17 protein-coding genes are annotated in these 15,181 nt (G+C 71.7%); 12 read left to right on the forward strand and 5 right to left on the reverse strand.

Annotation, left to right across the window (positions count from 1 at the left end; genetic code table 11):
- Positions 1–20: 20 nt before the first annotated feature.
- A complete protein-coding gene (locus IG86_RS0114255) occupies positions 21–929 on the forward strand; it encodes a LysR family transcriptional regulator (RefSeq protein WP_030897078.1) in 909 nt (302 codons plus the stop codon).
- 52 nt (positions 930–981) lie between these two features.
- Here the strand turns inward: IG86_RS0114255 and IG86_RS0114260 are convergent, their stop codons facing one another.
- Positions 982–1,440: a pyridoxamine 5'-phosphate oxidase family protein gene (locus IG86_RS0114260; RefSeq protein ID WP_030658305.1), complete on the reverse strand. Its 459-nt coding sequence runs from the start codon at positions 1,438–1,440 to the stop codon at positions 982–984.
- Positions 1,441–1,516: 76 nt separating this feature from the next.
- Between IG86_RS0114260 and IG86_RS0114265 the strand changes: the two genes are divergently transcribed.
- Positions 1,517–2,131 carry a cysteine hydrolase family protein gene (locus IG86_RS0114265; RefSeq protein ID WP_045937010.1) on the forward strand — a complete coding sequence of 205 codons (615 nt, stop codon included), beginning with the start codon at positions 1,517–1,519 and terminating at the stop codon, positions 2,129–2,131.
- A gap of 308 nt (positions 2,132–2,439) precedes the next feature.
- A complete protein-coding gene (locus IG86_RS0114270) occupies positions 2,440–2,868 on the forward strand; it encodes a subtilase-type protease inhibitor (RefSeq protein ID WP_030820464.1) in 429 nt (142 codons plus the stop codon).
- Positions 2,869–2,921: 53 nt separating this feature from the next.
- Here the strand turns inward: IG86_RS0114270 and IG86_RS0114275 are convergent, their stop codons facing one another.
- Together IG86_RS0114275 and IG86_RS0114280 are read right to left on the reverse strand one after the other, a co-directional pair.
- Positions 2,922–4,352 carry a DUF2252 domain-containing protein gene (locus tag IG86_RS0114275; RefSeq protein WP_030820466.1) on the reverse strand — a complete coding sequence of 477 codons (1,431 nt, stop codon included), beginning with the start codon at positions 4,350–4,352 and terminating at the stop codon, positions 2,922–2,924.
- Positions 4,353–4,550: 198 nt separating this feature from the next.
- Positions 4,551–4,889 carry a carboxymuconolactone decarboxylase family protein gene (locus IG86_RS0114280; protein ID WP_030820467.1) on the reverse strand — a complete coding sequence of 113 codons (339 nt, stop codon included), beginning with the start codon at positions 4,887–4,889 and terminating at the stop codon, positions 4,551–4,553.
- A gap of 307 nt (positions 4,890–5,196) precedes the next feature.
- Here IG86_RS0114280 and IG86_RS0114285 point away from each other — a divergent pair, with 307 nt between their 5' ends.
- The 9 genes from IG86_RS0114285 to IG86_RS0114325 all read left to right on the forward strand — a co-directional run bounded on the left by IG86_RS0114285 (position 5,197) and on the right by IG86_RS0114325 (position 13,972).
- Positions 5,197–6,168 (forward strand): hypothetical protein, encoded by a 972-nt coding sequence (locus tag IG86_RS0114285; RefSeq protein ID WP_157854823.1) that lies wholly within the window; start codon positions 5,197–5,199, stop codon positions 6,166–6,168.
- Positions 6,169–6,220: 52 nt separating this feature from the next.
- Positions 6,221–7,855, forward strand: coding sequence for an MFS transporter (locus tag IG86_RS0114290; protein ID WP_030897083.1), 1,635 nt, complete (start codon positions 6,221–6,223; stop codon positions 7,853–7,855).
- A gap of 52 nt (positions 7,856–7,907) precedes the next feature.
- Positions 7,908–8,756 (forward strand): HipA family kinase, encoded by an 849-nt coding sequence (locus IG86_RS0114295; protein ID WP_030820470.1) that lies wholly within the window; start codon positions 7,908–7,910, stop codon positions 8,754–8,756.
- Complete coding sequence (locus IG86_RS0114300) at positions 8,753–9,136, forward strand: DUF3037 domain-containing protein (protein ID WP_030820471.1); 384 nt, start codon at positions 8,753–8,755, stop codon at positions 9,134–9,136. The genes IG86_RS0114295 and IG86_RS0114300 overlap by 4 nt, the downstream gene beginning before the upstream one ends.
- Positions 9,137–9,267: 131 nt before the next feature.
- The gene (gene fabG, locus IG86_RS0114305) at positions 9,268–10,029 is read left to right on the forward strand and encodes a 3-oxoacyl-ACP reductase FabG (RefSeq protein WP_030820472.1); all 762 of its coding nucleotides are present in this window, start codon (positions 9,268–9,270) and stop codon (positions 10,027–10,029) included.
- A gap of 28 nt (positions 10,030–10,057) precedes the next feature.
- Positions 10,058–10,819, forward strand: a complete 762-nt coding sequence (locus IG86_RS0114310; protein ID WP_030820473.1) for an SDR family oxidoreductase — start codon at positions 10,058–10,060, stop codon at positions 10,817–10,819.
- A 152-nt stretch (positions 10,820–10,971) separates the two neighbouring features.
- A complete protein-coding gene (locus IG86_RS0114315) occupies positions 10,972–12,555 on the forward strand; it encodes an ABC transporter substrate-binding protein (RefSeq protein ID WP_030820474.1) in 1,584 nt (527 codons plus the stop codon).
- Between the two features lie 111 nt (positions 12,556–12,666).
- On the forward strand, positions 12,667–13,335 hold the full coding sequence (locus tag IG86_RS0114320; RefSeq protein WP_030658333.1) for a uracil-DNA glycosylase: 669 nt from the start codon (positions 12,667–12,669) through the stop codon (positions 13,333–13,335).
- A 94-nt stretch (positions 13,336–13,429) separates the two neighbouring features.
- Positions 13,430–13,972, forward strand: coding sequence for a hypothetical protein (locus tag IG86_RS0114325; RefSeq protein ID WP_037847985.1), 543 nt, complete (start codon positions 13,430–13,432; stop codon positions 13,970–13,972).
- An 8-nt stretch (positions 13,973–13,980) separates the two neighbouring features.
- Here the strand turns inward: IG86_RS0114325 and IG86_RS0114330 are convergent, their stop codons facing one another.
- Together IG86_RS0114330 and IG86_RS0114335 are read right to left on the reverse strand one after the other, a co-directional pair.
- Positions 13,981–14,520 (reverse strand): hypothetical protein, encoded by a 540-nt coding sequence (locus tag IG86_RS0114330; RefSeq protein WP_037942461.1) that lies wholly within the window; start codon positions 14,518–14,520, stop codon positions 13,981–13,983.
- A gap of 121 nt (positions 14,521–14,641) precedes the next feature.
- Positions 14,642–15,166, reverse strand: a complete 525-nt coding sequence (locus tag IG86_RS0114335) for a DinB family protein (RefSeq protein WP_030820480.1) — start codon at positions 15,164–15,166, stop codon at positions 14,642–14,644.
- Between the last annotated feature and the right edge of the window lie 15 nt (positions 15,167–15,181).

Here is a 15,181-nt window from a genome sequence, read left to right on the forward strand (position 1 = left end):
GACGGCGTAGCATTGCTTACATGTTGAACCTGGAGCGCCTGCGCACCCTCGACGCCCTCGCCCGCCACGGCTCGGTCAGCGGGGCGGCCGACGGACTCCACGTCACCACCTCCGCCGTGTCCCAGCAGATGGCCAAGCTGGAACGCGAGGTCGGCCAGCCGCTGCTCGCCCGCAACGGCCGCGGCGTCCGACTCACCGACGCCGGGCGGCTGCTCGCCGACCACGCGGCCCGGATCATCTCCCAGGTCGAGCAGGCCCAGGCCGATGTCGAGGCCCAGCGCGGGTGCGCCGTCGGCGAGCTGCGCATCGGCGCCTTCCCGACCGCGATGCGCGGGCTGCTGCCCCGGGCCCTGTCCGCGCTGCGCACCGGCCATCCGGACCTGCGGGTCCGGGTGCGCGAGCAGGAACCGGAGGAGAGCATGGCGGCCGTCGTGCGCGGCGACCTGGACATGGCGCTGGCGATCGACTGGCACAACAAGCGGATGCCGGTGCCCGCGGAGCTCACCCGCACGCACCTGCTGGACGACTCCGTCGACATCGCGGTCCCGGCCGGGCACCGGCTGGCGGACCGCGACACGATCTCCCTCGCCGAGTTCGGGGACGACGAGTGGATCTCCTGGAACGAGGGCCAGTTCTGTCACGAGTGGCTGGTCTTCACCCTGCGCGGTACGGGCGTCGAGCCGCGCATCGCGCACATCGCCGAGGAGCACCACACCCAGCTCGCCTTCGTGGAGGCCGGGCTCGGGGTCTGCGTCGCGCCGAAGCTGGGACGCGGGCCGGTACCGCCGGGCGTGCGGCTGCTGCCCGTCTGTGACGCCGTGCGCCGCCACGTGTACGCCGTTTGGCGCGCGGACGCCGACCGGCGGCCCTCCATCCGGGCCGCGGTCGACGCCCTCCGCGCGACGGCCGCCGAGCTCCAGCACGCGTAGACCGGCAGATCCCGCGCCCTGCGGATCCTGCGACCGTCAGATCTTGCGACCGTCAGATCTTGCGGAAGTCCCAGGAGACGACCGTGTCCGGGGTGAGGCGGATCCAGGCGTGCCGTCCGTCGTGCGGCATCTCCTCGATCCCGAAGTTCTTGACCGGGAAGATCCGCTCGGGCTCCGCCAGTTCGGGGCACGGCTCGCCCGTGCGCGGGGCCTCTCCCACGAACACCGCGCTGCCGGACAGCTCCACGCCGCGCAGCTCGTCGTAGGACTCGCCCGCGTCCACGACCACCGAGATCCGCGGGTCCTTGCGCAGGTCCGCCCAACGGCGGCTGCGGGTGATCGAGTACAGCCACAGCGACGTGCCGTCCCACGCGAACCACAGGGCGCCCACGTGCGGGCGCCCGTCCGGCGAGACCGTCGCCACCCGGCAGGTCCGCTGTTCGCGCAGGAACGCGTCCACTTCCGCCCCGCTCATCATGATGCGGCGCCCCCGCCGCTGAGTCTCGTCCATCGGTCCCGCACCCCTTCACATCTGACTGTGTGTCAGGAATCATGAAGGCTCTTCCGACGCCACGCCAGGGGGAGTCATGCCGGATCTCGATCCCGCCACCACCGCGCTGCTCACCGTCGAGTGCCAGAACGGCGTCGTGGGCGAGGAGTCCGCGCTGCCCGAACTCGCCAAGGAGGCGCGGGACTCCGGGATGCTGGAACGGGTGGCCGCGCTGGTCGACGCGGCGCGCGGGGCCGGCGTACAGGTGCTGCACGCGGTCGCCGAGCGGCGGCCGGACGGGCTCGGGGCCAACAGCAACGCACGGCTCTTCCGGGCCGCCGGGAAACTGCCCGTGCGGCAGCTGACCGGGAGTCGCGCGGTGGAGGTGGCCGCGCCCATCACCGTGGCCGACCGGGACCTCGTCGTGCGCCGACTGCACGGGCTGTCGCCCATGGCCGGCACCGACCTCGACGCACTGCTGCGCAACCTCGGGATCCGGACCCTCGTCGTCACCGGGGTCTCCTCCAACATCGCGATCCCGAACACGGTCTTCGACGCCGTGAACCTGGGCTACCAGGTCGTCGTCCCGGCCGACGCCATCGCCGGGGTGCCCGCCTCCTGCACCGGCGAGGTGATCCGAAACTCGCTCGCGCTGGTGGCGGCCGTCACCACGACCGAGGCGCTGCTCGACGAGTGGGGCCGCGCGAGCTGACCGCAGCGCACACATCCGGACAAGCTGGGTAGCCGTCCGGTGAACCGGCGGCGCCCAGGGGCGGTGCGGCGTCCGCAACGTCGCACGTCGCCGCGTCGGCCGTGCGGTGATCGCTCGCAGTGACGGACCGGTCGCACCCTGTCTGAGCTGCCCGAACGACCATTCGGGCACCGGTATGCGAACAGGGTGTCCGTAAATCGGTCGTCGATGTGCAATGCCCCTTCGGCTCAGCAAGGATTCGATGCAACAGGGCGCGATTCGCAAAGTATTCATCGCGTTCAACCATCGAATCGAAAGTGAGTCTTCTCGTGCGTCACCGTCGCTCAGCCGCCGTCTCCGCCGCCGCACTCCTCTGTCTGGCCGGTGCCACCGGCATCGCGCAGGCTCAGCCCGACAGCCTCTACGCCCCCTCGGCCATGGTCTTCAGCGTCGCCCAGGGGGACGACGTGGCCGCGCCCACCGTCGTCCGCGCCACCACGGTCAGCTGCGCGCCCGGCGCACGGGGGACGCACCCCGACCCCAAGGCCGCGTGCGCGGCCCTGAAGTCCACCGGCGGCGCGTTCGACCGGCTGCTGTCCGAGCCGAACCCGGACCGGGCGTGCCCGATGCACTACGCCCCCGTCACCGTGTCCGCGGTCGGCGTGTGGGAGGGCCGCCGCGTGGCCTGGGACCACACGTTCGCCAACTCCTGCACCATGGCGGCGACCCTGAACGGCAACGCCGTCTTCGCGTTCTGACCGGGCGCTACCCCGGACGGCGCCACGGGAGGGGGCGCCGTCCGGACGCGCGCTCAGGCCGCCGGAAGTTCCCGGACGGGCAGGCGGCCCGCCCGCACCGCGTCGACGAGGGCCTGGTGATCGCGTTCGTTCTGGTCGGCGTACGCCTCGGCGAACTCCGCGAGCGCCCGGTCGAAGACATCGCCGCGGCCGAGGTACGCGGCGATCGCCACCCGGTCACCGGACCGCGCGTGCGCGCGGGCCAGCGTCATCCCGCAGGCGTTGCCGAAGGTCTCCAGCTGCGCGGGTGGCATGGTCTCCGGCATCGCGATGCCCTTCCAGTCCCGCAACTGGCGGACGTAGAAGTCCCGTTTCCTGCCGTCGATGCCGTCCACCCGCTCCCAGCCGAGGAAGATGTCGCTCGCCGCCTGCATCAACCGCTGTCCCGAGACCACGCGTTCGCCCTGGTTCCGGTACAGGCTGGCGCCGACGTGGTCGGCGAGCACGGAGGTGTCGGCCTCCTTGGCCTGGAGGAAGAGCGGGTCGCGGCCGTCCCTGCCGAGCAGGAGCAGGATCCAGCACCGGGTGCCGACGCTGCCGACGCCGACCACCTTGCGGGCGACGTCCACCAGGCGGTAGTCCTCCAGCAGGGCGCGCCGGTTGCTCTCCAGCGTGTGGCCGTAGTGGCCGACCAGGGAGCTCAGCCGGTCCACGAGCTCGTCGCGCTCGTCATCCGGCAGCAGGTCGCCGAGCGGCACCAGCAGCGGGGGGTCCGCCGCGATCCGCGGGCTGCCGTCGACCACCTCGGTGAGCTTGTCGAAGACCTGCAGGCTGTCGCGCGAGCGGGCCTTCGCCATCGCCGTGGCCAGCTTCTTGCGCCCGCGCTTGTCGAGCTGTTCGGTGACGAGGGCCTCCAGGCCCTCCGCGTCGATCTTCGCGTACCAGACGTCGAGATTGCCCATCCCGGCGAAGCCGATCATGGCCTCGCGGTACGAACGCACCGCGGAGTTCACGATGCGGGCGCGCTCCGCTTCGTCGAAGCCGTTCGCCCGGGCGGCGATGACGAGACTCGCGGACAGCCGTTTGACGTCCCACTCCCAGGGTCCGGGCAGCGTCTCGTCGAAGTCGTTGATGTCGAACATGAGCCGGCGCTCCGGCGAGGCCAGCAGGCGGAAGTTCAGCAGGTGCGCGTCACCGCAGAGCTGTACCGCGATCCCCGAGTCGGGGCTGCCGGCGAGGTCGGACGCCATGATCGCGGCGGCTCCGCGGTAGAAGCGGAACGGAGATTCCGTCATCCGCGCGTAGCGGATCGGGACCAGGTCGGGTACCCGCGTCGCGGACTGCGCCTCCAGGATCGCCAACGGGTCCGGCCGCTCGGGGGAGGGCTGGTACACGGCGTGCCCCGACCGGGGGCAACGGCCGCGGGCCTCCTTGCCGATGGCCGCGCGCTCCTCGGGCGTGGCCCCGGGCACCGCGCGCATCGCTGTGATCGCACTCCGGGACATGAGGCCCTCCTGACTGACTGCCGCACTGACTGACTGCCGCACTGACTGACTGGCTGACTGCCTCGCCGACCGCCTGGTCCGACCGGTCCGCTGCGCGCCCGACCGCCCGACCGCCCGCGGTCGTGCGCACGCCGCCCGCACCACGGGAACGGCTGCCGGGCCGGGTCCCGGGGTGCCTGGGGGCGGCGGCCCCGCCTGTCAGCCCATGGCGTCCATCTCGGCCTGGGCCTCGGCCTCGGCGACGGCGATGGCCACGCCGAGCGCCCGGGTGATGTTGCCGGCGGCCGTCATGACGCGGGCGGTGCCGACGATGGGGGCGATGGCGACCAGGACGTCCTGCAACTGCTCGGCCGTCAGACCGGCCTTGAGCGCGGGGTCGATGTGCGCGACGTAGGAGATCGGGGGAGCGTCCGAGGCGGCGAGGGCCGCGATCCGGATCAGGAGCAACATGTTCGGGTCCATCCCGCAACGCTCGAGCGAATCGCCCGTCATGGCGGCGAGGGTGTCCAGAACCGGGGTTTCAGATGCAGTGGACATGTCGCATGTCCTCCTGGGGTGTTGTCGCGCCTGGCGCGGGGACTGGGGCCAAGGGAGCGGCCGCCCCGAGTCCCGGCACGCCGCCTCGCCCTCAACTCTAGGTCTGCCGACCGCCGGGCGCGCGAGGGCGCGCAGCGGTCACCGTACGCGGCGGGCGCGTTGCGCAGGGACACCGGCCGAAGGGGTGCGCCGGCGGCCTCCGGGCCTGCCGCCCGGGCCCGCGGCGGGCCCGGGCGCCCACGGGGATGCGGGGGCGGGGCGTGCTGCGCAGCATGGAAACAGCCCGTCCGACCTAGGGGGCCCTTCCGTGAAGAGACCGAGCCCCGCACCGGTGGCCCTGCTGGCGGCCGCACTCACCGCCGTCACCGCTCTCGTCGCCCTGCCGGGCGGCCGGGCGGCCGCGTTCACGGGGGACAACCACGAGGACATCACCCGGCGCGCGCTGCCCTGGGAGCCCGCCACCCTGACCGCCATGGCCGACGCCCGCGACGGGGCGGTCAACGCCGACGACAAGCGCCCGTACTTCGACCTCGGACCCCTGCACTGCGACAACGCCGACTACCTGGCGCCGCGCCACGCCCGCGACTACCCCCGCACCCGGGACGAGGCCAGCACCGAGCTCGTCGCCTGCGTCGGTACGTCCGTGGCGCGTTTCCGCAAGGCCGTACGGGCGGCCGACGGCCTCGTCGACGCCCACGGCCGCGTGCGCGCGGACCAGACCGACCTGTCCACGCCCTGCACCTGGGACGAGCGGCCCGGACCGGCCAAGTGCGCCGTCCTCGAACAGCTCGGCCGCGGCTGGCACCCGCTGGAGGACTTCTACTCGCACTCCAACTGGGCCGACCGGGCGGCTCCCGGCGCGCTCGGGATCGCCAACCCGCCGGGGCTGGACCGCAGCGAGGTCGCCCCGTTCTTCGACATCCGCCGCTACAGCGCGATGGAGGACGCCGACTGGACCCGGGAGGTCCGCGCCCTCGTCCCCGAGGACCTGGCGACCGGCTGCTACCCGGACTTCGACTCCACCGGAGTCAAACCCGCGAGCTGCCACGGCCGTGTCGCCCACAACCGCGACCTGAACAAGGACACACCCGCGTCCGCCCGCGCGAAGACGGACGACAACTTCCGCCGGGCCACCGCGGGGGCGACGGCGGAGATCGCCCGCCAGTGGAAGTCGTTCGAGGACGAACTCCGCTCCGCCTACCCCGAGGGCGGGCGCGGCGCACAGATGGTCTGCGCCCTCGTCCACGACGACCCGGTGACCGACTGTCCGTCCGGCTGACTTCCGGGCGGGTCGTCCGGCCTGTCCGGCCGGCGGCTGGAAACATGCATGCATGGCATCCAGGGCAGGGACGGCGACCGGGAACCCGGCCAAGGCGCGACTCGTTCTGATGACACTCGCGGCGGGCCAGTTCCTGATGGCGCTCGACAGCTCCGTCATGAACGTCTCCATCGCCACGGTCGCCGACGACATCGGTACGACCGTCACCGGGATCCAGGGCGCCATCACCGCCTACACCCTAGTGATGGCCATGCTCATGATCCCCGGCGGCAAGGTCGGGGTGCTGATCGGCCGCAAGCGCGCCTTCCTCATCGGCTGCGTCATCTACGGCTGCGGCTCCCTCGTCACCTCGCTGGCACCCAACCTCACGGTGCTGCTGATCGGCTGGTCCTTCCTGGAGGGAGTGGGGGCGGCGCTCATCCTGCCCGCGATCGTCGCACTCGTCGCCGGCAACTTCCCCGTCGAACGCCGCCCCGCCGCCTACGGTCTCGTCGCGGCCGCCGGCGCCATCGCCATCGCACTCGGGCCCCTCATCGGCGGCATCGCCACGACCTACTTCTCCTGGCGGTGGGTCTTCGCCGGCGAGGTGCTGGTCGTGGCCGGCATCCTCCTGCTCGCCCGCCCCATCGCGGACGCCGTGAGCGAGGAACGCCCGCGCATCGACCTCGTCGGCGCCGTCCTGTCGGCGCTCGGGCTCGGGATCTTCGTCTACGGCGTGCTCCGCTCCGACGAGTGGGGCTGGTTCAGGCCGAAGACGGGCGGCCCCGCCTGGTTCGGGGTCTCCCTGACCGTCTGGCTGATGCTGCTCGGGATCTTCCTCGTCTGGCTCTTCCTCCGCTGGGAGCACCGTCTCGTCAGGCAGCGCCGAGAACCCCTCGTCGACCCGGCCATGCTGGAGAACAAGCAGCTCACCGGCGGGCTGACCATGTTCTTCTTCCAGTACCTCGTGATGATGGGCGTCTTCTTCGTCGTCCCGCTCTACCTGTCGGTGGCCCTCGGACTGTCGGCACTGGCCACCGGCGCCCGGCTGCTGCCCCTGTCGGTCACCCTGCTGGCCGCCGCCGTCCTGATCCCGCGGTACCTCCCCGAGGTGTCGCCGCGCCGTGTGGTCCGGCTCGGGACCCTGGCCCTGCTGGTGGGCGCGGTGATCCTCATGGCGGCGCTCGACGCCGACGCCGGGGCGGAGGTGGTCACCGTCCCCCTGCTGCTGATCGGGCTCGGGATGGGCGCGCTGGCGTCCCAGCTCGGAGCGGTCACCGTGTCGGCGGTGCCGCAGGCGCAGTCCGCGGAGGTCGGCGGCGTCCAGAACGCCGTCACCAACCTCGGCTCCTCCATCGGCACCGCACTCGCCGGATCGATCATGATCGCGGCGCTCACGTCCTCCTTCCTGACGAGCGTCCAGGCGAACCCGGACGTTCCGAGCACCGTCAAGAGCCAGGCGACCGTGCAGCTCGCGAGCGGCGCGCCCTTCCTGTCGGACGCCCAGCTGGAGAGCTCGCTCGCCGAAGCGGGCGTCAGCCCGGAGGTGACCGAGGCCGCACTGGGGGCGAACGCGGAGGCGAGGCTGGACGGGTTGCGGGCGGCCCTGTCCGTCCTGTCCTTCGCCGCGCTCATCGCGCTGTTCTTCACCCAGCGCATCCCGGTGGCCCAGGCCTCCTCGACGCAGGCGGGCGCGCCGCCCGCGTGACGGCGCGAAAATCCTTCGATCGTGCACGTTGCTTGCCCTATAGCCTGGGAAAATGCTCACAGAAGTGATCGCGACCCGCTATGTGACGCCCCTGCGTGAGGGCGGCTCGCTCCCGGGAATCGTCGAGGCCGACGACCTCGGTACCTACGTCATGAAGTTCACCGGAGCCGGCCAGGGCCGCAAGACCCTGGTCGCCGAGGTCATCTGCGGCCGCCTGGCCCAGCGGCTGGGGCTGAGGGTCCCCACGCTGGTGCAGATGCAGCTCGACCCCGTGATCGGGCTCGCCGAGCCCGACCAGGAGGTCCAGGAGCTGCTCAAGGCCAGCGGCGGCCTCAACCTCGGCATGGACTACCTGCCGGGCTCCATCGGCTTCGACCCGCTCGCGTACCGGGTGGACCCGGCCGAGGCGGGGCGCGTGATCTGGTTCGACGCCCTGATCAACAACGTCGACCGGTCGTGGCGCAACCCGAACATGCTGGTCTGGCACGGGGACCTGTGGCTCATCGACCACGGCGCCACCATGATCTGGCACCACAACTGGCCCACCGCGCGGGCCGCCGCCGCCAAGCCGTACAACGCCTCCGACCACGTACTCGCCCCCGTGGGCCCGGACATCGAGGGCGCGGCCGCCCTGCTCGCGCCCCTGGTCACCGAGGAACTGCTCACCGAGGTCACCGCGGAGGTCCCGGACGAGTGGCTGGTCGACGAGCCGGGATTCGACACCACCGACGCGCTGCGCCGGGCCTACGTGGAGGCGTTGCTGCCGCGCGCGGCCACGATCCACGAGAGGATCTCGCTGGAGGCCGAGGTGAAGGCACCGGCCGGCCCTCCCGGCTGGCTCACCGACCACCTGCCGGAATGGCCCCACAAGACCCACAAGAAGAAGAGCGGCGACGAGTGACCGAGCGGGACGTGTTCGAGTACGCGCTGGTGCGCGTGGTGCCCCGGATGGAACGCGGCGAGTGTTTCAACGCAGGCGTGATCGTCTACTGCCGGGCGCATTCCTACGTCGCCGCGCGCACCCACCTCGACGAGGCCAAGCTCCTCGCGCTGGACCCGGCGGCCGACGTGGCCGGCGTACGGGCCGCGCTGCGCGGGGTCGAGGGCGTGTGCAGCGGCGGCGAAGCGGCGGGGCAGGCGGCGGGTGACGACGCGGGGCGCCGGTTCCGCTGGCTGATCGCCCCGCGCAGCACGGTGGTGCAGCCGGGGCCGGTGCACACCGGCCTGACGGCCGACCCCGCGGCGGAGGTGGAGCGGCTGCTGGACCTGCTGGTGCGCTGACCGCCGGCCGCCGGGCGCGGGCCGGTCGGCGTTGACACGGGGTGCCAGGGCTCCTAGCGTCTCCTCAGCTGAAGCTACTAAGCGGTTGCTCACCTCTGGGCGGCCGCCTCTCTAGGGCGAGGAGAACCAGCATGTCCACCACCGAGCAGCGCGTCGCGATCGTGACCGGGGCGGCCCGGGGCATCGGCGCGGCCACCGCCGTACGCCTGGCCGCCGAGGGCCGCGCCGTCGCCGTACTCGACCTCGACGAGGCGGCCTGCAAGGACACCGTGGAGGCCATCACGGCGGCCGGCGGCCGGGCCCTGGCGGTCGGTTGCGACGTCTCGGACGGCGCCCAGGTGGAGGCGGCCGTCGAGCGCGTCGCCGCCGAACTCGGCGCCCCCACCATCCTGGTCAACAACGCCGGTGTGCTGCGCGACAATCTGCTCTTCAAGATGAGCGAGACCGACTGGGACACGGTCATGAACGTGCACCTGCGCGGCGCCTTCCTGATGTCGAAGGCCTGTCAGAAGTACATGGTGGAGGCCAAGTTCGGCCGCATCGTGAACCTCTCCAGCAGCTCGGCGCTCGGCAACCGCGGTCAGGTCAACTACTCGGCGGCCAAGGCCGGTCTGCAGGGCTTCACCAAGACCCTGGCCATCGAGCTCGGCAAGTTCGGCGTCACCGCCAACGCCGTCGCCCCCGGCTTCATCGTCACCGAGATGACCGCCCAGACGGCCGCCCGCGTCGGCATGGGCTTCGAGGACTTCCAGGCCGCCGCGGCCACCCAGATCCCCGTCCAGCGCGTCGGCCGTCCGGACGACATCGCCAACGCCATCGCGTTCTTCACCGGCGAGGCCGCCGGCTTCGTCTCCGGCCAGGTCATGTACGTGGCCGGCGGCCCCCTCAACTGACGCGACGACGAGAGGCAGGGCGTACGTCATGACGTACAGCGGTACCGACAGCGGCAAGGTCGCGCTGATCACCGGGGCGAGCCGGGGCATCGGCTACGGCATCGCCGAGGCACTGGTCGCCCGGGGCGACCGGCTCTGCATCACCGGGCGCAACGAGGAGGCCCTCAAGGAGGCTGTGGAGCGCCTCGGGGCGGACCGGGTGATCGGGGTGGCCGGGAAGGCGCACGACGAGGCCCACCAGGCCCTCGCCGTCGAGCGCACGATGGAGGCCTTCGGCCGCGTCGACTTCCTGGTGAACAACGCCGGCACCAACCCGGTCTTCGGTCCGATCGCGGACCTGGACCTCGGGGTCGCGCGGAAGGTCTTCGAGACCAATGTGATCTCGGCGCTCGGCTTCGCCCAGCGCACCTGGCACGCCTGGCAGAAGGAGAACGGCGGCGCGATCGTGAACATCGCCTCGATCGCCGGCGTCTCCGCCTCGCCCTTCATCGGCGCGTACGGGATGAGCAAGGCCGCCATGGTCAACCTCACCCTCCAGCTCGCCCACGAGATGGCGCCCGGGGTCCGCGTCAACGCGATCGCCCCGGCGGTGGTCAAGACGAAGTTCGCCCAGGCGCTCTACGAGGGCCGGGAGCAGGAGGCCGCGACGGCCTATCCGCTCGGCCGGCTCGGGCTCCCGGAGGACATCGGCGGGGCCGCGGCGTTTCTTACATCTGCACAAGCGGAATGGATCACTGGGCAAACTCTGGTCGTCGACGGTGGGATGTTCCTCAATGCCGGGGTGCACTGACCGATAATCGGACATATTTGCCTCCGAAAGGGAGGTAAATGCGTATCGAATGTGCACGGAACCGGTCAAGTGCCTCACGAAACCAACCCATTGGATTCGTGGGGCACTGCGGTAGGGTCTGCCGCACCCCTGGCTGATCGAGGAGCGTGCACGTGTTCAACCGGACCAGATGCCTGCAGATCACTGCGGCCCTTGCGTCCATATCCCTGCTCGCCGGATGCGGCCTGCTGTCGGATGACGACGGCGACGAAGCGAAGCGGATCGTCGTCGGGACCACGAGCGCGCCGAGCACCCTCGACCCCGCCGCGGCGTGGGACGGCTCCTGGGAGCTGTACCGGAACGTCTACCAGACCCTCCTGGCCTTCCCCACGGGCTCCACCAAGCCCCAGCCGGACGCCGCCCAGAACTGCGAGTTCACGGACGGCGCGAGCCAGGCGTACCGGTGCACCCTGCGCAAGGGCCTGAAGTTCTCCAACGGCGAGCCCCTCGACGCCAAGGCCGTCAAGCACTCCCTCGACCGGATCCGGACGATCGGCTCCAAGGTCGGCCCGAAGGACCTCTTCGGCAGCCTCGACAAGATCGAGACCCCGGACGCCCTGACGGTGGTCTTCCACCTGAAGACCTCGGACGCCACCTTCCCGTACGTCCTCGGCTCCCCGGCCGCCTCGCTGGTCGCGCCCAAGGACTACCCCGCGGACAAGGTGCGCGAGGACGGCAAGATCACCGGCTCCGGCCCCTACGTGCTGGACTCGTACAAGGAGGGCGGCGAGGCCGTCCTCTCCGAGAACAAGGGCTACACCGGTTTCGCGAACCGCCAGAACAAGGCCGTCACGATCCGCTACTTCGCGGACTCCGAGAAGATGGTCGCGGCCCTGAAGGCCAAGGAGCTGGACGCCACCTACCGAGGCCTGTCGGCCCCGCAGATCACCGACCTGCAGAGCCCCGCCGCGCACGCGCTGGGCGTCCAGGTCGTCGAGAACGTCGGCGCCGAGATCCGCTACCTGGTCTTCAACCCGAAGGACCCGGCGGTCAACAAGCTCGCGGTCCGCCAGGCCATCGCCCAGGTCATCGACCGCGGCACGCTCGTCTCCAAGGTCTACCAGGGCACCGCCGAGCCGCTGTACTCGATGGTCCCCAAGGGCGTCGTCGGCCACAAGACGCCGTTCTACGACAAGTACGGCGCCGCGGACGTCGGCAAGGCCAAGAAGATCCTCAAGGAGGCCGGCATCAACCAGCAGGTCGACCTGACCTTCTGGTACACCACCGACCGGTACGGCTCCTCCACCGCCGAGGAGTTCACCGAGATCAAGCGCCAGCTGGACGAGAGCGGCCTGTTCAACATCACCCTGCGCAGCCAGCCCTGGAAGGCCTTCCAGGAGGGCTACAAGAGCCAGGAGTACCCGGTCTTCGGCCGAGGCTGGTTCCCCGACTTCCCGGACCCCGACAACTTCATCGCGCCGTTCGTCGGCAAGGAGAACGCTGTCGGCACCCCGTACGAGCAGAACGAGATCCTGACCGACCTGCTCCCCAAGTCCCGCCGCGACGGAGACCGCTCCAGCGGGGTCCAGCAGTTCGAGAAGGCCCAGCAGATCTTCGCCGAGGACGTCCGGCTGCTGCCCCTGTGGCAGGGCAAGCTGTACGTCGCCGCACGCGAGGACATCGCAGGCGCCGAGCGGGCCCTCGACCCGCAGACCGCCATGCAGATGTGGGAGCTGTACCGCAAGACCAGCTGGTAGCCGCGGCCCCGCCCGGGCGATCGTCCCGGGCGGCCGACGCGTTGTCAGTGGGCCCCGGTAGGTTCTGAGCAGTTGCACGAACTTGTACCGGAGGTTGTCGCCGTGACCCAGATGCTGCCCGAGTCCTGGCTCCCCGTCCTCGGCGGGGAGCTGGACCAGCCCTACTTCAGGGAACTCACCGAGTTCGTCGAGAAGGAGCGGGCAAACGGGCCGGTCTACCCGCCCCGCGAGCAGGTCTTCGCCGCCCTGGACGCCACGCCCTTCGACCAGGTCAAGGTCCTCGTCCTCGGCCAGGACCCCTACCACGGCGCCGGCCAGGGCCACGGCCTGTGCTTCTCCGTGCAGCCCGGGGTCAAGACCCCGCCCTCGCTGCGCAACATCTACAAGGAGATGAAGGAGGAGCTCGGCCTGGAGGTCCCGGACAACGGGTATCTGATGCCGTGGGCCCAGCAGGGCGTCCTGCTGCTCAACGCGGTGCTCACCGTCCGCGAGGCCGAGCCGAACTCGCACAAGGGCAAGGGCTGGGAGAAGTTCACCGACGCAGTGATCCGCGCGGTGTCCGAGCGTCCCGACCCGGCCGTGTTCGTCCTGTGGGGCGCCTACGCCCAGAAGAAGATCCCGCTCATCGACGAGGAGCGGCACGTGATCGTCAAGGGCGCGCACCCCTCGCCGCTGTCGGCCAAGAAGTTCTTCGGATCCCGGCCCTTCACGCAGATCAACGAGGCCATCGCCGCCCAGGGGCATGAGCCGATCGACTGGCGGATCCCGGACCTCGGCTGACGTCCCACCGCGCCTCGGCGCCTTCACCGGTACCTCCGGCTAGCTTCGTGACGACCGGACCGGAACAGGTCCGGCGGAGCAAGCCGGAGGCGCCGTGACCGAGCAGCAGGAGGCGTCGGAGGACGCCGTCATGACGAGGATCGGCCAGGCGGTCATCCTGCTGCACGCCGGCGACCGCGAGGAGGCCCGCAACCGGCTCGGCGAGATCTGGCAGGACATCGGCGAGGATGGGGACTCCCTGCACCGGTGCACCCTCGCCCACTACATGGCCGACGCCCAGGACGACCCCGCCGACGAGCTGGCCTGGGACCTGCGGGCCCTGACCGCCGCCGACGCCCTGCGCGAAGGGCCCGGGACCGGGGACGACGGGCCCGGCAACGGGCGGCCGGCGCTGCGGGAGCCGCGCCCCGCGATGCGCGTCTTCTACCCCTCCCTGCACCTCAGCCTGGCCGCCGACTACCTGAAGCTCCAGCGGCCGGAGGCCGCCCGGGTCCACCTGGCGCGGGCCCGGGCGGCCTCCGGGGCACTGGCCGACGACGGCTACGGCAACGGCGTACGGGCCGCCATCGCGCGGCTGGAGCGCCGCCTCGCCACGGAACCGGGCGCCCGGCCGCGGCCCTTTCCGGAACAGTCGTAGGACGCGCCTCAGCCGCCGTGGACGCCCGCGCAGATCCGGGCTTCGGGGCTGTCGGGGTGCCAGCGGCCGTGGCGCCGGCCCAGCGCGCAGACGTCGGCCGGCCGCACCGGCAGCTTCCGCACCAGCTCACGCTCCGCCTCGGCATCGGGCCGGTCGTGCCGCCGGGGGCCGTCAGGACGCCCCGGGGCGGGATCGGCGGCCCGCCGGGGCTCCGGGATGTCGGGGACCGGCGGAGCGTCCGGTACGGGCCCGCCCGGGGCGCTCCGGGCGGTGCTGTCGGCGGCCCGTCGGGCCGGGGCCGCGGCCGCCGGCCGCGCGGCCTGCTCCGGGGCCGCCTCCACGGCCTCCAGCGCCTCCAGGGCGGGTGCCCGGACGGCCACGGGGGAGGTCCCGGGCCCGCCGCGCGGATCGTGCCGGGGCGGGACCCCGGCGGCGGGGGCCGCCGCGGGCTGCACGGGTCCGGGGCTCACATTGACACAGCCGGAGACCGCCGAAACGGCGCAGGCGACTCCGAGCAGCAGCTTTGTCGTGGTTCGCGTTGGATGCACCCGCGCAACTCTGCTGTGTGAGGACCCCGTTGTGAAAACCGGGAGCCCATATTCACCCCGCACGGGTGAAGGGCGGCGGGGTGACCGGCGGATCGCGGGACGCCCCCCGGGCCCCCTCGGCTCATTCGCCGGTGGCGCCGTCTATCTGCTCGCGCAGCAGGTCCGCGTGGCCGTTGTGGCGCGCGTACTCCTCGATCATGTGCGTGTAGACCCAGCGCAGGCTGAACACCTCGCCGCGGTGGTGGCTCTCCGCCTTCGACACCAGGTCCAGCGATCGGCCCGCGGCGGCCCGCCGGGCCCGTTCGACCTCCGTCCGCCACGCCTGCTCGGCCTCGGCCCAGGTGGCCGCCCCGGTGAAGTGGAAGTCGCCGTCCCGGTCCTCGTCCGTGACGAACAGGTCGGGCACGTCCTCGCCCAGCATGATCTGCCGGAACCAGTACCGCTCCACCTCCGCCATGTGCCGTACGAGGCCCAGGAGACTCAACTCGGAAGGGGCGAGCGGGGTCCTGCGCAGCTCTTCGTCCTGCAGTCCCTCGCACTTCCACAGGAGCGTGGCACGGTGGTAGTCGAGCCAGCCGTCCAGCATCTCCCGCTCGTCGGCGGTGGTGGAGGGTTCGTCGCGGTGTGATCCTGAACTGGTGGTCATGAGGATCATCCTCGG

Origin of the sequence: Streptomyces virginiae (assembly GCF_000720455.1) — a bacterium.
Classification (GTDB): Bacteria; Actinomycetota; Actinomycetes; order Streptomycetales; family Streptomycetaceae; genus Streptomyces; species Streptomyces virginiae.